Origin of the sequence: Nocardia sp. XZ_19_231 (assembly GCF_015355705.1) — a bacterium.
Lineage (GTDB): Bacteria > Actinomycetota > Actinomycetes > Mycobacteriales > Mycobacteriaceae > Nocardia > Nocardia salmonicida.
On sequence record NZ_JACUZI010000002.1, the window covers coordinates 513,619 to 532,028 of the forward strand.

Annotated in this window: 23 protein-coding genes; 12 read left to right on the top strand and 11 right to left on the bottom strand. The window is 68.3% G+C overall.

The genetic code is table 11. The features are described from left to right. Window positions 1-121 precede the first annotated feature (121 nt). Window positions 122-970 carry an AraC family transcriptional regulator gene (locus IBJ82_RS09595; protein ID WP_194825588.1) on the top strand — a complete coding sequence of 283 codons (849 nt, stop codon included), beginning with the start codon at window positions 122-124 and terminating at the stop codon, window positions 968-970. Here IBJ82_RS09595 and IBJ82_RS09600 read toward each other — a convergent pair. Further along, entirely contained in the window at window positions 951-2,141 is a 1,191-nt protein-coding gene (locus IBJ82_RS09600) for an MFS transporter (protein WP_194825589.1), read from the bottom strand. The two genes, IBJ82_RS09595 and IBJ82_RS09600, sit on opposite strands and share 20 nt — an antisense overlap. Window positions 2,142-2,449: 308 nt before the next feature. Here IBJ82_RS09600 and IBJ82_RS09605 point away from each other — a divergent pair, with 308 nt between their 5' ends. After that, on the top strand, window positions 2,450-3,097 hold the full coding sequence (locus tag IBJ82_RS09605) for a vWA domain-containing protein (protein ID WP_194825590.1): 648 nt from the start codon (window positions 2,450-2,452) through the stop codon (window positions 3,095-3,097). A gap of 5 nt (window positions 3,098-3,102) precedes the next feature. Here IBJ82_RS09605 and IBJ82_RS09610 read toward each other — a convergent pair whose 3' ends face one another. Both IBJ82_RS09610 and IBJ82_RS09615 read right to left on the bottom strand, forming a co-directional pair. Beyond that, window positions 3,103-3,807, bottom strand: a complete 705-nt coding sequence (locus IBJ82_RS09610) for a response regulator (RefSeq protein ID WP_370585240.1) — start codon at window positions 3,805-3,807, stop codon at window positions 3,103-3,105. Continuing rightward, the gene (locus IBJ82_RS09615; protein WP_370585241.1) at window positions 3,800-5,083 is read right to left on the bottom strand and encodes a sensor histidine kinase; all 1,284 of its coding nucleotides are present in this window, start codon (window positions 5,081-5,083) and stop codon (window positions 3,800-3,802) included. The genes IBJ82_RS09610 and IBJ82_RS09615 overlap by 8 nt, the downstream gene beginning before the upstream one ends. Window positions 5,084-5,229: 146 nt before the next feature. Here IBJ82_RS09615 and IBJ82_RS09620 point away from each other — a divergent pair, with 146 nt between their 5' ends. Both IBJ82_RS09620 and IBJ82_RS09625 read left to right on the top strand, forming a co-directional pair. After that, the gene (locus IBJ82_RS09620) at window positions 5,230-6,129 is read left to right on the top strand and encodes an ABC transporter ATP-binding protein (RefSeq protein WP_194825591.1); all 900 of its coding nucleotides are present in this window, start codon (window positions 5,230-5,232) and stop codon (window positions 6,127-6,129) included. Beyond that, the gene (locus IBJ82_RS09625) at window positions 6,126-6,986 is read left to right on the top strand and encodes an ABC transporter permease (RefSeq protein ID WP_370585242.1); all 861 of its coding nucleotides are present in this window, start codon (window positions 6,126-6,128) and stop codon (window positions 6,984-6,986) included. The genes IBJ82_RS09620 and IBJ82_RS09625 overlap by 4 nt, the downstream gene beginning before the upstream one ends. Before the next feature lie 45 nt (window positions 6,987-7,031). Here IBJ82_RS09625 and IBJ82_RS09630 read toward each other — a convergent pair whose 3' ends face one another. Beyond that, complete coding sequence (locus IBJ82_RS09630; RefSeq protein WP_370585243.1) at window positions 7,032-7,508, bottom strand: DUF4240 domain-containing protein; 477 nt, start codon at window positions 7,506-7,508, stop codon at window positions 7,032-7,034. Window positions 7,509-7,773: 265 nt separating this feature from the next. Between IBJ82_RS09630 and IBJ82_RS09635 the strand changes: the two genes are divergently transcribed. Further along, window positions 7,774-8,220, top strand: coding sequence for an SRPBCC domain-containing protein (locus IBJ82_RS09635; RefSeq protein WP_228536822.1), 447 nt, complete (start codon window positions 7,774-7,776; stop codon window positions 8,218-8,220). Between the two features lie 90 nt (window positions 8,221-8,310). After that, a complete protein-coding gene (locus IBJ82_RS09640; RefSeq protein WP_194825593.1) occupies window positions 8,311-8,748 on the top strand; it encodes an OsmC family peroxiredoxin in 438 nt (145 codons plus the stop codon). A 57-nt stretch (window positions 8,749-8,805) separates the two neighbouring features. Here IBJ82_RS09640 and IBJ82_RS09645 read toward each other — a convergent pair whose 3' ends face one another. The 4 genes from IBJ82_RS09645 to IBJ82_RS09660 form a co-directional block, all read right to left on the bottom strand. Beyond that, the gene (locus IBJ82_RS09645; RefSeq protein ID WP_194825594.1) at window positions 8,806-9,255 is read right to left on the bottom strand and encodes a hypothetical protein; all 450 of its coding nucleotides are present in this window, start codon (window positions 9,253-9,255) and stop codon (window positions 8,806-8,808) included. Window positions 9,256-9,291: 36 nt separating this feature from the next. Continuing rightward, on the bottom strand, window positions 9,292-10,077 hold the full coding sequence (locus IBJ82_RS09650) for a CbtA family protein (protein WP_194825595.1): 786 nt from the start codon (window positions 10,075-10,077) through the stop codon (window positions 9,292-9,294). Next, a complete protein-coding gene (locus IBJ82_RS09655; RefSeq protein ID WP_056818985.1) occupies window positions 10,068-10,268 on the bottom strand; it encodes a CbtB-domain containing protein in 201 nt (66 codons plus the stop codon). Before IBJ82_RS09655 ends, IBJ82_RS09650 begins: the two co-directional genes overlap by 10 nt. A 226-nt stretch (window positions 10,269-10,494) precedes the next feature. Then, on the bottom strand, window positions 10,495-10,818 hold the full coding sequence (locus tag IBJ82_RS09660) for an antibiotic biosynthesis monooxygenase (RefSeq protein WP_194825596.1): 324 nt from the start codon (window positions 10,816-10,818) through the stop codon (window positions 10,495-10,497). Between the two features lie 57 nt (window positions 10,819-10,875). Between IBJ82_RS09660 and IBJ82_RS09665 the strand changes: the two genes are divergently transcribed. Beyond that, a complete protein-coding gene (locus tag IBJ82_RS09665; RefSeq protein WP_194825597.1) occupies window positions 10,876-11,619 on the top strand; it encodes an alpha/beta fold hydrolase in 744 nt (247 codons plus the stop codon). A 34-nt stretch (window positions 11,620-11,653) separates the two neighbouring features. On the opposite strand, the gene IBJ82_RS09670 is transcribed toward IBJ82_RS09665, so the two are convergent. Further along, a complete protein-coding gene (locus tag IBJ82_RS09670) occupies window positions 11,654-12,532 on the bottom strand; it encodes an A/G-specific adenine glycosylase (protein WP_194825598.1) in 879 nt (292 codons plus the stop codon). A gap of 90 nt (window positions 12,533-12,622) precedes the next feature. On the opposite strand from IBJ82_RS09670, the gene IBJ82_RS09675 reads away from it, so the two are divergent. Both IBJ82_RS09675 and IBJ82_RS09680 read left to right on the top strand, forming a co-directional pair. Next, on the top strand, window positions 12,623-13,246 hold the full coding sequence (locus tag IBJ82_RS09675; protein ID WP_194825599.1) for a carbonic anhydrase: 624 nt from the start codon (window positions 12,623-12,625) through the stop codon (window positions 13,244-13,246). An 82-nt stretch (window positions 13,247-13,328) separates the two neighbouring features. Further along, window positions 13,329-14,012 (top strand): hypothetical protein, encoded by a 684-nt coding sequence (locus tag IBJ82_RS09680; RefSeq protein ID WP_194825600.1) that lies wholly within the window; start codon window positions 13,329-13,331, stop codon window positions 14,010-14,012. Window positions 14,013-14,167: 155 nt separating this feature from the next. On the opposite strand, the gene radA is transcribed toward IBJ82_RS09680, so the two are convergent. Both radA and IBJ82_RS09690 read right to left on the bottom strand, forming a co-directional pair. Continuing rightward, on the bottom strand, window positions 14,168-15,568 hold the full coding sequence (gene radA, locus IBJ82_RS09685; protein WP_062982912.1) for a DNA repair protein RadA: 1,401 nt from the start codon (window positions 15,566-15,568) through the stop codon (window positions 14,168-14,170). An 80-nt stretch (window positions 15,569-15,648) separates the two neighbouring features. Then, on the bottom strand, window positions 15,649-16,350 hold the full coding sequence (locus IBJ82_RS09690; protein ID WP_370585244.1) for a hypothetical protein: 702 nt from the start codon (window positions 16,348-16,350) through the stop codon (window positions 15,649-15,651). A 351-nt stretch (window positions 16,351-16,701) separates the two neighbouring features. On the opposite strand from IBJ82_RS09690, the gene carD reads away from it, so the two are divergent. The 3 genes from carD to ispF are packed head-to-tail and all read left to right on the top strand — an operon-like array spanning window position 16,702 to window position 18,399. Then, a complete protein-coding gene (carD, locus tag IBJ82_RS09695) occupies window positions 16,702-17,190 on the top strand; it encodes an RNA polymerase-binding transcription factor CarD (RefSeq protein WP_019044685.1) in 489 nt (162 codons plus the stop codon). Between the two features lie 13 nt (window positions 17,191-17,203). Then, a complete protein-coding gene (gene ispD, locus IBJ82_RS09700; RefSeq protein ID WP_194825601.1) occupies window positions 17,204-17,935 on the top strand; it encodes a 2-C-methyl-D-erythritol 4-phosphate cytidylyltransferase in 732 nt (243 codons plus the stop codon). Beyond that, on the top strand, window positions 17,932-18,399 hold the full coding sequence (gene ispF, locus IBJ82_RS09705; protein WP_194825602.1) for a 2-C-methyl-D-erythritol 2,4-cyclodiphosphate synthase: 468 nt from the start codon (window positions 17,932-17,934) through the stop codon (window positions 18,397-18,399). The genes ispD and ispF overlap by 4 nt, the downstream gene beginning before the upstream one ends. The last annotated feature ends 11 nt before the right edge of the window (window positions 18,400-18,410 follow it).

Here is an 18,410-nt window from a genome sequence, read left to right on the forward strand (position 1 = left end):
GAACCGAAAAGCCCGCCCCCTGAATCAGGGGGCGGGCTTTTCGCTTCTGGTGTACGTCCCGATGCGTACGCCCCGACCGGTACCGTGAAGTGCATCGAAGTTCCATCACGAGGGGTGCGCAGTGACACAGGCCGAGGGTGCGCAGAGCCTCGATGATGTGCTGGCGGGGGTGCAGTGGCGGTTCGCGGGCCGCGACGAGTTCACGCTGACGGCAGGTCAGTGGGAGTTCATGACCGAGCCGAGTGCGCTGGTCGTGGTGGACGGGCTGGTCCGCGTCGAGGGACTCAGTACGACAGAGGATCTGGCGAGCGGCGACTTCCTGTTCGTTCCCGGCACAGCCCGGTTCGCGATCAACGCGCTGTCGGCGGGCCGGGTACTGCGGGTGCGCCTCGATCCCGTCGGGACCGGCAGCGCCATGACCGCGCTGCCGCAACGACTGCTGCTGACCGGTTTCGTCGAGCACACGCCGTTGGCCGCCACCATGTTTCGCCACCTGGTCGAGCAGTGCCCCGACCCGTTCGGTGTCCAGGGCGACCGGGTGGCCACCTTGATCACCTCGATGGCGATCGAGTCCTGGCATGCCCGCGGATGCGCGCCGCAACGGTGGCTACTGAAGGTGAACGAGCCCGGGGTGGCGCAGGCGGTGGCCGCGATGCATGCCGATCCGGGGCAGGAGTGGACGGTCGAGGGGCTGGCGAAGATCGCGCTGGCCTCGCGGTCCGGGTTCGCCGCCCGGTTCCAGGCGGCGACCGGTCTCACGCCGGGCCGGTACCTGACGAAACTGCGGATCGAGCGGGCGCAGCTGTTGCTGACCGATCACGCTGTGCCGGTCGGCGCGGTGGCGCGCCGCCTCGGCTATCGCTCGGAGACGGCATTCGGGCGGGCATTCCGACGGCACACGGGCCACACGCCGACGGATTGGCGGCGTGCGACCCGAGTGCCTGCGGGCGTCAGTGCGCCGCCAGGGTGAGTGAGCGTCGGATCAGCACACCACCGAGCACCGCGGCGACGGCGCCGAGCGCGTAGGTGGCGGCCAGGCCGATGCTGTCCACCCCGCGACCGCCGACCGCCGAGCCGAGAATGATCGCCAGTTGGAAACCGCCGACGATCAGCCCGCTGCCCGCTTCCATCCGATCGGGCAGCACCCGCGACACCCATACCTGCACGAGATTGAGGATGCCGCCGAACGCGGCGCCCCACACGACCACGGCCAGGTAGGCGAGCGGGGCGAACGTCGCGGACGCGATGATCGCGAGCAAGGACAGGGCGATGGCCGTGGGCACCGCCAGCAGCAGGGCGCCGAGGTGGCGGTCGGCGAGTGCGCCGAGAACGAAGTTGCCGAGCAGACCACCGACGCCGAACAGGGCGAGCAGGACCGGGATCACCGCAGGCCCCGCGCCGAGCAGTTCAGCGAGGGCCGGACGGATGTAGGTGTATCCGGCGAAGTGGCCTGCGACGACGGCGACCATGCTGACCAGGCCGAGCGCTACGCCCGGAGCCCGCAGGGCGCTACCGAGTGCGGCGAATCCGACGCCCTTGCTCGGTGCGATCGGCGGCAACATCAGCCGTACGGCGACGGCGGTGGCGGCGGTCAGCGCGGCCGCGATGAGGAAGGTCGTCCGCCAGCCGGCGTAGGTGCTCAGCAGCACGCCGAGCGGCACTCCGGCCACCGTCGCGACCGTGGTCCCGGCGTTCACGATCATCATCGCTTTGCCGAGTCGCGCGGCGGGCACGAGCTTGGCGGCGATCACCAGCGCCATCGACCAGTAGCCGCCGACAGCCAGCCCGAGAAGCAGACGCGCGATCAGCAGCAGCACGATGTTCGGTGCGAGCGCCACCACCACGTTCGATACCGCCGCGCCGATGGTCAGCCCGATCAGCAGGGTGCGTCGATCCAGGCGGGGAAACAGCGCGCCCAACCCGAGTGCGGCCAGCAATGCGGTCAGGGCCGTCGCGCTCACCGAGAGTCCGACGACTCCCCCGGGCACATTCAGATCGGTTGCCAGCGCGGTGAGTACACCGGGGGGCAGGAATTCGGCGGTCACCAGCGTGAAGCTGCCGAGGAACATGGTCAGCAGGGCGGGCCAGACCCGGCGATCGGTGTTCTCTACCGTCGCGTCGGCCGTCGAAGTCGTTGTCATGCCAGGTGCAACATCGCCGTTCGCCGCCGTACTCGCCCGAAACGCCACCGCATCCGACTCAAACGCCGCGTTCGCGCCGCGCCGATTACGAGCCGAGGGCGCGGCTATTCGAACCGGGAGAGCACGGGCGAGTACTTCCCAGTGGCCAACATCAGGAATGCCACCAGCCCTTCGTATCCCATGGTGGGAAAGGTAGAAATTCAGGCTTGGCGATACCTTGGCGACTTCTTTTCGCCGGTCGGAGCGCCCTATTTCGCGGCGTACGGTGGGAATTGCTTGTCCGAACCGACACGGGGGTGTTCGCACACATGACTGATTCCGACCGCACACTGATCGCCGTTCTGCTCGACCGCTCGGGGTCCATGCAGACCATCAAGGCCGACACCGAAGGTGGGTTGGCCGCCTATTTCGAACAGCAGCGCTCGGTGCCGAAGAAGATCGAGGTCACGCTCGCTCAGTTCGACACCACCTACGACGTGGTCTACGCGAATGTGCCGCTGGCTCAGGTACCGGCGCCGAGCCTGCACCCGCGCGGTGGGACCGCGCTCTACGACGCGCTCGGCAAGCTCGTCACCAGCGTGGGCGCCGAACTGGCCGACCGCCCCGAACACGACCGCCCCGGCACCGTGATCATCGTCGTCCTCACCGACGGCCACGAGAACTCCAGCCGCGAGTGGACCCACGCCGCCGTGAAATCGCTCATCACCCAGCAGCAAGACGTCTACAACTGGACCTTCGTCTTCCTCGGCGCCAACATGGACGCCGTCGAAGTAGGCTCCAACCTCGGCTTCGACCCCGGCTCTGCCATCACCTACGCCCCCGTCGCCGGCGGCGTCCGAGGCGCCTTCGACGCCCTCTCCGCCTACTCCGCCCGAGCCCAAGCCGCCCCCGCAGGCGCCGCCCGCCGCGCCCGCTTCTCCGCCTCCGAACGCAGACAAGCAGACCAGGGCAAGTGATTCGCCTACTGCCACCCTGGGCGGACCAGGCCTGATTCGTAGGCGAGGACTACGAGTTGGGTGCGGTCTCGGGCGGCTAGTTTGGTGAGGATTCGGCTGACGTGGGTGCGGGCGGTGGCGGGGGACATGTAGAGGCGGGCGCCGATTTCGGCGTTGGTGAGGCCCTCGGCTACCAGGATCATCACTTCGCGTTCGCGGTCGGTGAGTTCGGCGAAGGCGGCGGGGGGTGGTTGTTTGGCGTGGGTGGAGAACTCGGCGAGCAGGCGGCGGGTGACGCCGGGGGACAGGAGGGCGTCGCCCGCTGCCACGACGCGGACGGCGCGCAGCAGGTCGGCGGGTTCGGTGTGCTTCACCAGGAAGCCCGCGGCACCCGCGCGGATAGCTTCGAAGACGTATTCGTCGAGTTCGAAGGTGGTGAGGACGACGACGCGCACCGGCGCCAGTTGGGGGTCGTCGGCGATCATGCGGGTGGCGGCCAGGCCGTCGAGGATCGGCATGCGGATGTCCATCAGCACCACATCCGGGACAAGGGCGCGGGTCATCCGGACCGCCTGCTCACCGTTTTCGGCCTCACCGATGACTTCGATGTCGTCCTGTGCGTCCAACAGGGCGACGAAACCACCACGCACCAGCGCTTGATCATCGGCGACGAGGAGACGGATCTTCGCTCGGCCCGCCCCGCTCGGCGGCAATTCGGCATGGTCACTCACGCGTCACCTCCTTGCCGGATGACTCCGACGACCGCGCCGACGTGCTCGAAGCCACTGGGCGAGCGGGCAATCGAGCCGCGACCCGGAACCCGCCCGACGGTCGTGGACCCGCGGTGAGCGCCCCGCCGAGCGCATGCGCCCGCTCCCGCATCCCGATGATCCCGTTGCCGCCGATCCCGGTTCGAACAGCGGTCTCGGTCGGCCGGGTGTTGTCGACGGTGATGTCCACCGATTGCGGTGTGTATCGCAGGGTGATCAGCGCCGTCGCGCCGGGCGCGTGGCGCACCACGTTGGTCAGCGATTCCTGAATGATCCTGGCCGCCGCCACATCGATCACGCTCGGCAGCTTCTTGGGTGTACCGATGATCTTGGTGTCGACGTCGAGCCCGGTCGCCCGGGTGCGCTCGAGCAGGGTGTCGAGGTCGTCGAGAGTCGGTGCGGGAGCGCGCGGCGCGGGGCGGGGCGGGGAGGGCACGTCATCGGGTACGCCGACATGTTCGGGATACTCCGGCACCACCGCGGTCCCGCTGCGAATCGCGTGCAGCAGCGTATGTACCTCGGCGAGCGCCTCTTTCGACGTCGTCTTGATGGTCGCCAAGGCAGCGGCCGCCTGCTGCGGCTTGCGGTCGAACAACTCCAGCGCTACCGACGACTGCACATTGATCAGCGAAAGGCTGTGCGCGAGAACATCGTGCAGCTCTCGGGCGATGGCCAACCGCTCCTCGGATGCCGCCCTGGCCTGCTGGGCCTGTTCGTCGCGCTGCGCGGCCTCGGCCCGCTGCGCGCGTGCGAGCACCACCGCGCGCCGCTGTCGCATCCCCTCCGCGATCGCGACCAGCACGCCCATCCACGCCAGCAGTCCGAATATCTGCCACGCGTCGGAGTGCCGCCCGAGCAGAGCGGGCAACGGCCAGACCATCGTCAGGTAGCCGATCGCGACCACCGGGTATGTGCGCCAACGGGATCCGGTGATGGCTGCCGACAGGAAGGCGATCACCAGCGAGAGGAAAATCGGCCCGTACCCGTAGTCGCGCAGCACATAGATCACTGTGGCGATCAACGTCACCAGCAGCACCGGTTCGGGCAGCACCCGCCGGAAACCGAGCGCGATCGGTCCCACGAGCAACAGTAGATACGCGAACGCGTCCAGCGACCGCACTCCGGTTTGATGCGAATTCGCACCGGAACTACCGGCCAGCTGGATCACCGCGACCACCACTGCCAGGCCCCAGTCCTGAACGACCGAGCCACGCTCCCACTTCGCAGACGCTCCCACGTGCTCAACCCTATTGTGTGCGCCCACCCACCGCGTCGGCCTGCGCACGTATTTCCTGTGCGAGGCCGCGTAGTCCGCGCGGCGTAGCACCGAGCACGCCGCGGGACGGATGCCCCGGCACCCCTCGAACGCGGATTCTGATTCCCATGAACGAATCGATCGTGGTCACCAACGAGTTGACCAAACGCTATGGCGAGCACCTCGCGGTGAACGCGGTGAGCATGCGGGTCGCGGCCGGGGAGATCTACGGATTCCTCGGCCCCAACGGCGCGGGCAAAACCACCACGTTGCGCATGCTGGCCGGCCTCATCCGGCCCAGCGCGGGCACCGCGACCGTCCAGGGCCGCATGCCGGGCGACCCGGAGGTGCTGCGCAGAATCGGCGTCCTCATCGAGGGCCCCGGCTTCTACCCCTTCCTCTCCGGCCGCGACAACCTGCGGGTACTGGCCCGCTATCGTGGCCACGGCACTGCCGAGGTCGAGACGGCGCTGGAGCGGGTTGGCCTGGCCGACCGGGCGGGCGACCGTTTCCGCACCTATTCGCTCGGTATGAAGCAGCGCCTCGGGGTCGGCGCGGCCATGCTCGGCGACCCGGATCTGCTGATCCTCGACGAACCGACCAACGGCCTCGACCCAGCGGGCTTGGCCGAAATGCGCACGCTCATCACCGATCTCGCGGCCGACGGACACACCGTGCTGCTGTCGAGCCACCAGCTCACCGAGGTGCAGGAGATCTGCGACCGCGTCGGCGTGATCTCCGGTGGTCGCTTGCTCGCGGAATCCACGGTGTCTGAATTGCGCGGCACCGCAACACTTCTGCTGCGCGCCGAGCCTGTGGACGTGGCGCTCGACGCGGTACGCGCGGTCACCGACGCGCCCGCACGAGCGGGTGCCGACGGGATCAGGGTCGAAACGAGCGCCGCGATGGCGCCGGAGGTGGCGCGCGCTGTCGTCTCGGCGGGCGCGGACCTGCTCGAACTGCGGGTGGACGAGAAATCCCTGGAAGAAGTGTTCTTCGAGATGACGGCTGTGGAGGTAGCGAAATGAACACCATGACAAGGGATCTCCCCGCGAGCGTGCGTGCGGAAGCGGTGCGTCTCGGCCGCTGGCCCGCCTTCTGGATCGTCCTCGGCACCTGGATTCTGCTCAATCTGACCTTCGCCTACCTGTTCAACTACCTCGCCTACACCTCCGGCGAAAGCGGCGCGATGTCGGACGGTCTCCCACGCGACGTTCTCCTCGGCCAACTCATGCCCGCCGCCGTCCCCGAGGTGTTCACGCAGGGCATGTCGATGTTCGGCGGCGCGCTGGTGCTGATCCTCGGCGCCCTCGCCGTCGGCAGCGGATACGGCTGGGGCACCTGGAAAACCGTGTTCACCCAGGGGCCGAGCCGAGCCGCGGCGGTAGCGGGACTGCTGTTGTCCCTGCTTGCGGTGGTCCTCGCCCTCGTCCTGGTCGCCTTCGCCGTCGACCTCGGCATCGCCACCGTGATCGCGGCAAGCGAGTCCCAGCCGATCACCATGCCTTCGCTCGATAACGCGCTGATCGGAATCCTCACCGGTACCGCCATTCTCGGCATGTGGACCCTCGCAGGCACCCTCATCGGCGCCATTGCCCGCGGCCCCGCCCTGGCCGTCGGCCTCGGCCTGGTCTGGGTCCTGGTGGTGGAGAACCTCCTGCGCGGGGTGGCGGGCATCTTCGGCCCGATCGAAGCCGTCACCAACCTGCTTCCGGGCACCGCCGCGGGCTCGCTGGCCGGCGCGATGCGCACCGTGGAGGGTCCAGCCAACCCGGGTGTTCTCGACATCCTCACCCGCGGCGAATCCTTCGCCCTTCTCGCCGCCTACGTGATGGCCTTCGCGGGCGGCACGATCTGGTTGATGAATCGCCGCGATCTCACCTGACCCGCCGCGATCCGTCAACTACCTACGCTTCGGCCTCATATCGGGTCAGGACCAGCCGGCCGGGTTCGAGGCCGTCTCGCGGGAGATGCCCGAGCCGGTCTTGGGAAATCCGCCGAAGCGCTCATTGTGGAGATGCGCGAAGAAGTAGCACATCTTTTCGCATTCGGCGTCGGTGGTCGCGGCCGCTGGGTCGGCGTTGACGGCGTCGTAGTAGTCGCGGCCCATGGCCACGATGAATCCGCGGGCGTAGAGGAAGCCGTCGTCGGAGCCGTCGGTGATCGCCTGGATATCGGCGCGGTCGATGTCGTAGAGCGCGCGTTCGGCGACGCGGTCGAGGACGGTCAGTTCCTCGCTGGTGAAATCTGTTGACAGGGCGCTCAACTGGGTGAGGAACGCGTCGAGGCGACTCTGGAGGTCACCTTCCGTCGATCGCAGAGCGGCGGCCGGTTCGGTACCGGTGGCCGCCCAGGCCGACGCGATCAGATTCCAGAATTTGGCGTTGTCTTCGGGGGTGCTCGTCACCCGTCGGACGGTACTGCTCGGGTCCGACATGTAGCTGCCGTCAGTGGTTCTCGATCAGGCACCCAGCAGGCGCTGGGCGGCATCGGGGTGCTCGGCGCGATCGGTCTCGGTGTGCTCGTGCACAAGGATCCGCTCAGCGCGGGCCGCGCGCCGACGCTGTCGCTGATCCACGGGGGCATCGTGCTCGCGCGCGTGACGAATCCTGAGTAACGCTGTCGCACACCCGATGCGAGGATCGGCCGGTCATGACCGGTAAGGTCGGCTGATGGACCAGCCAGTTCGCCCCCCGGACCTGTCCACGCGGCCACACGAGCTCACGGTCGAGCGCGTGATGAAAGCCCAGCCCAGCCTGCTCTACGCGGCCTGGACCCAAGGCATGGATCTGTGGCTGGCCGTTCCCGGATCGGTGCTGATGCGCCCCGCCGTCAACGAGCCCCTCTACTTCGACACCGGCTCGCCCGAGAAACGCAACCCCCATTACGGCCGCATCCTGCTGCTCGAGCCGAACCGGCGCATCGAGTTCACCTGGGTCACCGCCGCCACCGACGGCGTCGAAACGGTGGTCGCCGCCGAATTCCTCAAACAACCACGCGGCATCCGCCTGCGCCTGCGCCACTCCGGTTTCCCCACCGCGGCGATCCGGGATCTGCACCAGCAGGTCTGGCCGGACAAACTCGAGCGGCTCGACGAAATCACCAGCGCCACCGTCTGACCGGCATACCGGGCCGATCGTCGGCTGAGCGCTGTTCGGCTCGCGTAGGTTCGACACCGAACGCAACACCTCCGAATCGAAGGGATCGCAATGCCGACTCGTAGCGCGCGCACACTCTGGTCAGGCGGACTCCAGGACGGGTCCGGGCAGGTCGAACTGGTCAGCTCGGGTGTGGGCAAGTTCGATGTGAGCTTCCCGCGCCGCACCGCCGACACGGCCGAGGGCACCAGCCCGGAGGAGCTGATCGGGGCGGCGCACTCGTCGTGCTACTCGATGGCGCTGTCGGCGGAGATCGCCAATGCGGGCGGGACGCCGGAAAGCCTCGACGTCAACGCGGACGTGACCCTCGCACCCGACCCGGCCGGTGGTTTCCGGATCAGCAAGATCAAGCTCACCGTGCGCGGACGCGCGTCGGGCGTGGACGCCGACGGGTTCGCCGCGGCCGCCCTCGCGGCCAAGAACGGGTGCCCGGTCAGCAAGGCGCTCGCCGGTGTGGCCGAGATCGAGCTCGACGCCGCCCTGGGCTGATCAGCTCCGCCGTGATCGTGCGATCGGCCGCGACCGATCGCACGATCACGTCAGTCTTCAGTGCCGGGTGAACCAGCGGTGCGCGGCGGGGGTGTACATGGCCGGAATCGCGATGACGACGGCCAGGATGTGAACGGTTCGGCAGCCCGCCAGCACGGCCGAATTGGGGGACATGCCGTCGAACAGTGTCGTGTAGTCGTCGGTGGACAACACGACCGCCAGCGGCTCGATGATCAGCGAGACCAGGCCGACCACGCCGATGCCGACGGTCAGCAGAGCGCGGGCCACCCGACTGCCGTTGAGCATGTACAGCGCGACCCCGGCGACAGCCAGGTAGATGGCGAGCCGGGGTAGTAGACCCGCGGCGGTGGCGCCGAACTCGTCGCCACCACGCACGGCGCGCAACAGTCCTTCGGCGACACCCGCGGCGAGAGCGGTGACGATTCCGCCGAACGCGACATTCACGGCGCGGGGGCGAGTGGAGACAAGAAAGGCAGTGCCGGTCATGACACCGACACTGCCGTTCTCAGCTGCTCGCGAGGATCACCCTGCGGTAGGAACCTTGTCCACTACCGGAGTGCTACGCCGCGAAGCGAATTCCGTGAGTGCGGCGAACGCCAGCCCCAAACTCACCCACAGCGTGGTGGTTTGGGCCAGCGAGGCCACCCGGAAATTCCACAGCAGAGTGGCGGGGAAGTCGTCGGCCACCTCGTTCACGCCGGGCAGCAGCACGTAGCCGACCGTGGTGACCACGACGAACGCGCCCACTCCGGCGATGAGCTGGAGCGTGTCCGACGCGGCGACCGCGCGGTAGGCCGCGACGGCTGCCGCGACAGCCAGCAGACCGAGGACGACGGCCGCGACCCACAGCCAGGTGCGGTCGTTGATGGTGTCCGGATCACCCACCGCGGGCGGGTTGGCCGGATACTTGAAGAACGGCACCGCGACGATCGCCGCCCACGCGAGAACCGCTGCGGTCAGCGACAAGTGGGGCCCGGACAGTGTCGTGAACCGGCGTGCCACATTCACCGCCGACGCGAACAACGCGCCGAACGCCATGCCTGCCAAACCGAGCGCGAGAAACTGTCCCGCCTTCTGGCCCGACCGACTGACCAGCGGTTCGTCCTCGTCGCCGTGGTAATGGCCCTGCGGCTGCGCGGCTTCGTGGCCGTGCTCGGCCGGAGCGGCCGCGGCTTCTTCGATGGCGATCGCGGCGTCCACCTGGGGCTCGCCGACGAAGTAGCCCACTGTCGCGGCCAGCAGGCCGGCGATCAGGCCGGCCAGCAGGCCGCGCAACAGCAGGGTCTTGAGTGATCCGATCAGTGGCACGGAACGCCCAGCAGGTGTCGTCCGTCGTGCATCAGCTCGTGCAGGAACATCCCGCTACGCGAGACGGCCCCCTGGTCGAAACCGACCAGGTACAGGGCGAGCAGTGCAAGCAGGACGACGCCGACCGTGACGAGCACGGTTGCGAGGGTGTCGAGGCCGGTAGATCGGCTGGGGGAATGAACGATTGCCATTCGGGTCCTCCTTCAGGGATACGCGTCCCACGGTTGAAGCGTGGTGCGAAGGTGCCGGTGTCTGGCTCTCCGGCACCGGGGACCCGGTACTTGGATACAGTGGCGCGACCGCTCCGGATTCACACCGGAATTACCGCGCACCCTCGCGGATGTTCCCTCGAACTGTGACAGCCGCGAGCCGTCCACGTCAATACGCGCAACCGCATGTCCAGCGGAAACGCCGCTGTCAGCCCTTCGCGGGAATGTCGAGGACGACCTCGAACTCGAGCAGCGAGGCACCCGTCGACACCGGCTTGGGGCGCTCGCCGTCGCCACCGTTCCCGGCGTGCGCCGCACGGGCCGGACCGTCACGCCACGTGGCGAACGATTCCTCCGAATCCCATTGCGTCACCACGAAATACCGGTTGTCACCGGCGACGGGGCGCAGCAACTGGAAGCCGAGGAATCCGGGGGAGTTCTCCACCGCACCCGCACGCGCGGCGAACCGCTTCTCCAACTCGGGGCCTGCGCCCTCGGGAACCTCGATCGCATTGATCTTCACAACAGCCATGGTGGTGATTATTGCGGCTGGCCCCGCCACGTGGCGGGGCTGGGGCAGTATCGGGGTGTGTTGAACGACGAAGGTGGGTCCGGCACCCCGATCCTGCTGTTGCACGGGCTGATGGGGAGTGCGCGGACCTGGGCCGACCAGGTGCCGTGGTTGCGCGGTTACGGGCACGTCTATGCCGTCGACGCCGCCGGGCACGGGCGGCCGACACCGGCCGAGCTCACCACGGAGGCGTTCGTGGCCGACCTGGCCGAGCTCACCGCCGCGATCACCGAACCGATGGTGATCGTCGGGCATTCGATGGGCGCGATCCACGGGTGGGTCTTCGCGGCGACCTATCCCGAGCGGGTGCGCGCGATCGTCGTCGAGGACATCGCCCCCGATTTCACCGGCCGCACCGCCGCCCACTGGGCCGAGCTGATCCACTCGTGGCCGCAACCGTTCGCCGACGAACAGGCGGTGCTCGACTACTTCGGCCCGGTCGCGGGCACCTATTTCCTTCGCGCGTTCACCGCGGCGCCCGACGGCTACCGCCTACACGGCGAGGTGGACACCTTCCGCGCGATCTCCGAAGAGTGGGGTACGCGCGACTTCTGGACGGAATGGAAGTCGCTGCGGGTGCCCGCGCTGCTCATCGAAGGCGAGCACACCATCACCCCGCCGGGGCAGATGCGCACGATGACCGAGGTGCATCCCGATGCGGAGTATGTGCGCATCGCGGCGGCAGGGCACCTGGTGCACGACGAACAACCCGAGGTCTATCGCGAACACGTCGGCCGGTTCCTGCAACGCGTCACGCGGTGAGCCGGTCGGCCTCGCCACGCGCCGAGATCCCGCGTTATCCGGCGGCGCTGCCCTCGCCCGCCAGTGCGAACAGTCCGTCATCGGTCTGCTCGATCAGCCCGTCGACCAGCAACGAATCCAACGCCCGCGCGCGCTGACCCGGATCTCGGGTCCAGGCCAGGTCGAGGCGGATCCGCTCGACCGGGCCCGATGCGTCGCGCAGTACATCGAGCAGCCGTCCACGAGCCTGACGGTCGGTGCCCTCGTACTTCTGCACCTTGCGTGCCACCGCGGCGGCGGGTCTGCCCGCCTCGACCCACGCACAGCTGGGCAGCGGGCAGCGGGCGCAGTCGGGATTGCGGGCCGTGCAGACCAGGGCGCCCAGTTCCATCAGGGCCGCCGAGAAGGTCGCGGCGCGCGGCACCGGGACGGGCAGCAGGGCTTCGGTCTCCGCGAGATCGCGCGAGGACGGGTTTCCCGGCTCGCGGCCGTGCACCGCGCGCGCGACTACGCGTCGAACGTTGGTGTCCACCACGGGGACTCGCTGTCCGTAGGCGAAACAGGCCACCGCACGGGCGGTGTACGCGCCGATCCCGGGCAGGCTCAGCAGCACGTCGACGTCGGCGGGAACCACGTCGCCGTGTTCGGTCGCCAACACCCGCGCGCACTCGTGCAACCGCAGCGCCCGTCGCGGATACCCCAACTTGCCCCAGGCCCGCAGTATCTCGGCTTGCGTCGACGCCGCCATCGCCGACGGCACCGGCCAGCGCGCCACCCACTCGCGCCAGATCGGCTCCACGCGCACCACCGGCGTCTGCTGCAGCATGATCTCGCTCATCAGGATGTGCCATGCGGTCGCGTCCGGCTCGCGCCACGGCAGCGCGCGCGCCGTCTCGCCGAACCAATCGAGCAGGGCTTCCGCGTCGATGCTCACCGTTCCCGTTTCCTCTGAGCCAGTCTCTCTTTGCCGCCGCGTAACGTGGCGGACTCGCTGGTAACCAGGTGCCTGTGCACAATGGTCGGTATGCCTGGTTCCAATCCGATAAGCGCCTGGAAGTCGTTGCGCGAAGGCAATGAGCGTTTCGTCAACGACACCCTGCAGCATCCTAGCCAGGGCGCCGCAGACCGAGCCAAACTCGTCAAGGGCCAAAACCCTCACGCGATCCTGTTCGGCTGCGGTGATTCCCGCGTCGCCGCCGAACTGATCTTCGATCAGGGTCTCGGCGACATGTTCGTGGTGCGCACAGCGGGCCACGTCGTTGACAGTTCGGTGCTCGGCTCGATCGAATACGGCGTCGAGGTGCTCAATGTGCCCCTGATCGTGGTCCTCGGCCACGACAGCTGCGGCGCGGTGAAGGCCACCATCGACGCACTCGACGGCGGCGAAGTGCCCGGTGGGTTCATCCGCAGCGTGGTCGAGCGGGTGACGCCGTCGATCCTGGTCGGGCGACGCGAAGGGCTCACTTCGCTCGACGACCTCGAAGCGCGTCACGTGGTGGAGACCAGCAAGCTGCTGATGCAGCGGTCGATGATCATCTCCCAGCGCGTTGCCACTGGTCAGCTCGCTATCGCCAGCGTCACCTACAAGCTCGAAGACGGGCGTGTGCACCTGCGGCGCACCGTCGGCAATATCGGCGAGGTGGTCTGAGCCGGGGACTCACGCCCGGTTCGGCTCCCGACACGCCGAGGTCATCGAGCGCGCCCCCGCGCGCTGCGCTTACCTTTGAGGTGTGCTGGAACCGAATGGACCGCTCTCACCGGAGATCTACTGGCGCCGCCGTGCACTCGCGATCGGCGTCATCGTCGTCGCGCTCGCGATCGTGATCTGGCTCGTCACCATGGTCGCGCGTGGTGGGGACTCGTCCGGTGCCGGCAGTGCGGCAGCGAGTACCACTACGTCGGCGGAGTCGAGCGCGAGCGCGTCCGCGACCAGTTCGACGCCGAGTAGCGCGTCGAGCCCACCGAGCAGTGCATCGGCCACGCCGAGCGCGACGGCCTCCGCCGCCGACCAGCCCGCGGCACAGCCGTGCTCGGATCAGTCGCTGGCGCTGAAGGTGACGGTCGGCCAGCCGACCTACCGGGTGGGCGACCAGCCCGCGTTCGGCACCGTCATCACCAACATCTCGTCCGCGGCCTGCGCGCGCGACCTCGGCGCGGGCCCGCAGTTCCTCGTGTACACCCTCGACGGGCAGCGCAGGCTCTGGGCGAGCAACGACTGCAACCAGGACGACCCGGCGGAGATGAAGACGCTCAAGGCCGGTGAACAGCTCTCGTACAAGGGCACCTGGTTCGGAACCACCTCGCAGCCGCAGTGCGCGGGCGACCGACTGCAGGTGCCCGCGGGCGCGTACATGGTCGTCGCCCAGTTGGGCGCCGTTCGCAGTGCCGCGGAGCCCTTCAACCTCGCCTCCTGACGCCGCGTTCCCGCATGCCGGGGGCATTGTGCGGGTGCGCTATGGGTCACATGTTCGAGTTGGGTCGATTTGCAGTGTTCGCAGGATCGGTCAGCCCGTCAATGGACATTGGCGCGGAAATAGATGATCGGTGCTGATTCGGGCGGTTGCCGGAGTTATTCCACTGCCACGACTTCGCGGGGTGCGCGGGATTTGCGGAGTTCGGCCAATCGCAGTGCCGAGCGCAGGTCCCCGACCTCGTGGATACGCATCGTGCCGGTCTTGGTTTTCTCCGAACCGGGCGGGACGAGAGCGGTGGTGAACCCCAAGCGCTCGGCTTCGGCCAGGCGCCTGCCGAGCCCGGTGACCTTGCGAACCTCACCCGCCAGTCCGACCTCGCCGAGAATCACCCAGCCCGCGGGCAGGGCGATATCGGCCTCGGCGGACGCGATGGCCAAGGCGATGGCCAGATCGGCGGTCGGCTCGAGCAAGCGCATGCCGCCGACGGTCGCGGCGTACACATCGTGCTTGCCGAGGAAGACCCGCCCTCGGCTCTGCAGCACCGCGAGCACCATGGCGACGCGGTTGTAGTCCAGGCCGCTCACGGCCCGGCGAGGCTGCGGGATCTCGGTCTTCACGGTGAGCCCCTGCACCTCGGCCACCAGTGGTCGTTTGCCGTCCATCGCGACGGTCACCGCGGTTCCCGGGACAGTGTCGGTGCGATGGTGCAGGAACAGCCCGGAGGGATCGTCGACGCAGGCGATGCCGTCGTCGTGCAGTTCGAAACAGCCGACCTCGTCGGCGCTGCCGAAGCGGTTCTTGATGCCGCGAACCATCCGCAGCGACGAATTCTTGTCGCCCTCGAACTGCAACACCACGTCCACCAGGTGCTCGAGGGTGCGCGGGCCCGCCACGTTCCCGTCCTTGGTGACGTGGCCGACCAGCAGCACCGCGATTCCGGTCGCCTTGGCCAGCGAGGTGAGTGCCGCGGTGACCGCGCGTACCTGGGTGACGCCGCCGATCACACCGTCCACCTCCGGCGCCAGCATGGTCTGCACCGAGTCCACCACCAGCAGCGTCGGCCGCACCTGCTCCACATGCCCGAGCACGATCGACAGATCCGATTCGGCCGCCAGATACACCCGATCGTGCACCGCGCCGGTCCGATCGGCCCGCAGGCGCACCTGCCCGGCCGACTCCTCGGCGGTCACGTACAGCGCGGTCTCCTCGCGCGCCGCCGCCCACCGGAACGCGACCTCGAGCAACAGCGTCGACTTGCCGACCCCCGGCTCGCCCGACAGCAGCACCACCGAGCCCGGCACCACACCGCCCCCGAGTACCCGATCGAGCTCACTCACCCCCGTCGACCGTGCCTGCGTGACCTTGGAGTCGATCTGCGACAACGGCGCCGCCGCCGTACTCGGCAGCATCGCCCGGCGGCCCGGCGCCGCGGCGGACGCCGAAACGGCCACCTCGTTCACCGTTCCCCAGGCGCCGCAATCAGGGCACTTACCCACCCATTTGGACACCTCGTGCGTGCACGCGGAGCACCGGAAGACTGCTTTGGTCTTGGCCACACGCGCACCCTACGGACCGAGACCGACACAAAGAGAAGAGCCGCCGCGAAGTTCGCGACGGCTCTTCCCTACTGCGGGTCTCAGTGACCGCCCGCACCCTCGGGCGCGGGGCCGGACTTCTCGTTCTCGATGCGCGCGACCGCGGCGGCGTCGACCGGGACCGACACCTGCACGGTGCCCGCGTCCTTGAAGTTGAAGGTGACGTTGTAGGTCAGGCCGGGGACGATGTCCTTGGTCAGGCCGGTGATCTCGATCGTGGCCGGGGCCTTCACCGGGTCGTTCGAGGGGAGATCAACGCCCGCGGCGGCACCGGTCGGCGTGGCCGAGGTGGTGGTCGGCGCTGCCGAGGTGGTGCCGTGGTGATCGTCGGCCGCGGCGGGCTTGGTCTCGCCCGTCCCCACGAACACGGTCTGCTGCGGCTTCAGCACGAACTTGGGGTCGGCATTGGGACCGGTGATCTTGATCGAGCCCAGGTCGGTACTCACGCTGGTCAGCTCATCGGTGATGATCTCGCTGTTGTTGATGATCGACAGAGAGATCATTGCCTTGCCGCCCTTGTCGTGCTCGGCGGCCGCCGCCGGGTACACGATGTGCACATTGCGCAGAGCGATCTCGCCGACATCGGCGTGGTTGCCGTTGATGGCGGCTTCCTGCGTCGAGGTCTGGGTGATCTGGCCGGCACTGCAGCCGGTCAGGGCGATGCCCGCGGCAGCGGCGAGCGCGGCAACCGTCACCATGCGACGTCGCGCCGACTGGGCGGTCACAGCTTTCAGGGCAGTCACGGTTTGTCCTCCATGTCGACCGGGCTACTCCGGTCCACGCGGGGATCGGAGGGTAGTAACTAGGCAGCGTAGTAGTTCACTCCGCGCGGGTGACGTTCGGGCTCGCGACGCGCGGGTGCGGAAGTAACAGTTCGGTGTCCCGAGTGGGTTTGCCGGATCGATGCCGGGTTGCCGACGCGCGATAACCGGTCGCTATGCTGGTAGTTAACCCGTTCTGGCGCAACACAATGCACATCAATTCTGCAATGTCAACCCCTGCGATGGCCTCGTTGTGGCCCTGACCTGCACAGTTGATCGCGCCGTTATCGAGTCGCATGTTAAACTGTGAACATCGAAAGGGGCACGGGACACATGATTTTTAAGGTCGGAGACACCGTCGTTTACCCCCACCACGGAGCGGCGCTGATCGAAGCAATCGAGACCCGCACCATCAAGGGTGTGCAGAAAGAGTATCTGGTCCTGAAGGTTGCGCAAGGCGACCTGACCGTTCGGGTTCCCGCAGAGAACGCTGAATACGTCGGCGTCCGTGACGTCGTCGGCCAAGAAGGTCTCGACCGCGTCTTCCAGGTGCTGCGCGCGCCACACACGGAGGAGCCGACCAACTGGTCCCGCCGTTACAAGGCCAACCTCGAGAAACTCGCCTCCGGCGATGTGAACAAGGTTGCCGAAGTGGTTCGTGACCTGTGGCGTCGTGAGCAGGACCGCGGCTTGTCCGCCGGTGAGAAGCGAATGCTTGCCAAGGCTCGTCAGATTCTCGTCGGTGAGCTCGCGCTCGCCGAGGGCACCGACGACGGCAAGGCTGAATCGCTGCTCGACGAGGTCCTCGCCGCGGCTTCCTAGAAATAAACAACAAGTGCGACCTGTCGTAGCGCTGGTCCCTGCCGCCGGTCGTGGCGTGCGCCTGGGTGAACCCACCCCGAAGGCGTTCGTTCCGGTCGGCGGCACACCTATGGTCCGGTTGGCCGTCGACGGTCTGATCGCGTCCGGTGCGGTGCACCGGGTCGTCGTGGTCGTACCCGCCGAACTGGTCGAGGCCGCATCCACGTTGCTGTCCACCACCACCTCGCTGACCGGCGGCTCGATGCCCCCTGTGCCGGTGCAGGTGGTCGTGGGCGGCGCCGAGCGCACCGATTCGGTGCGCGCGGGCATCGCCGCCGCACCCGACGCCGCGTTCTACCTCGTGCACGATGCCGCGCGCGCGCTCACACCACCGGAGCTGATCGCGCGAGTGGCCGCCGAGCTACAGGCAGGCAGCCAGGCTGTGGTTCCCGCGTTGCCCGTTGTCGACACCGTGAAATCGGTCGACGACGCAGGCATCGTCACCGGGACCCCCGATCGTGCCCACCTGCGCGCCATCCAAACTCCCCAGGGCTTCGCCGCCGACCTGCTTCGCCGCGCCTACGCCACCGACGTCGGCGCCACCGACGACGCGGGCCTGGTCGAACGCCTCGGTGTCGCCGTGCACACCGTGTCCGGTGACCCGCTGGCGTTCAAGATCACCACCCCCCTCGACCTACGCCTCGCCGAGGCGCTTCTCGCCGACGGCAGCCGGTCCCCGGCCGTCGAGCAGACGGTTGCCCGATGAGAGTCGGAATCGGGAGCGACGTGCACCCCATCGAGCCGGGACGCCCCTGCTGGATGGCCGGTCTGCTGTTCCCCGACGCCGACGGTTGCGCAGGCCACTCCGACGGCGACGTCGCTGCCCACGCCCTCTGCGATGCCCTGCTCTCCGCCGCCGGCCTGGGTGACGTGGGCGCTGTCTTCGGCGTCGGCCGCCCCGAATGGGCAGGCGTCACCGGCGCCGCCATGCTCACCGAGGTCCGCAGGCTGCTGGCCGAAGAAGGCTTCGAGGTCGTAAACGCCGCGGTGCAGGTGATCGGTAATCGCCCGAAGATCGGCCCGCGCCGCGCCGAGGCGCAAAAAGTACTCGGCGAACTTCTCGACGCCCCCGTTTCGGTGTCCGGCACCACGACCGACGGTCTCGGTCTCACCGGTCGCGGCGAAGGTATCGCCGCCATCGCCACCTGTCTGATCGCGGCATGTTCGTAGCCCCAACGGGC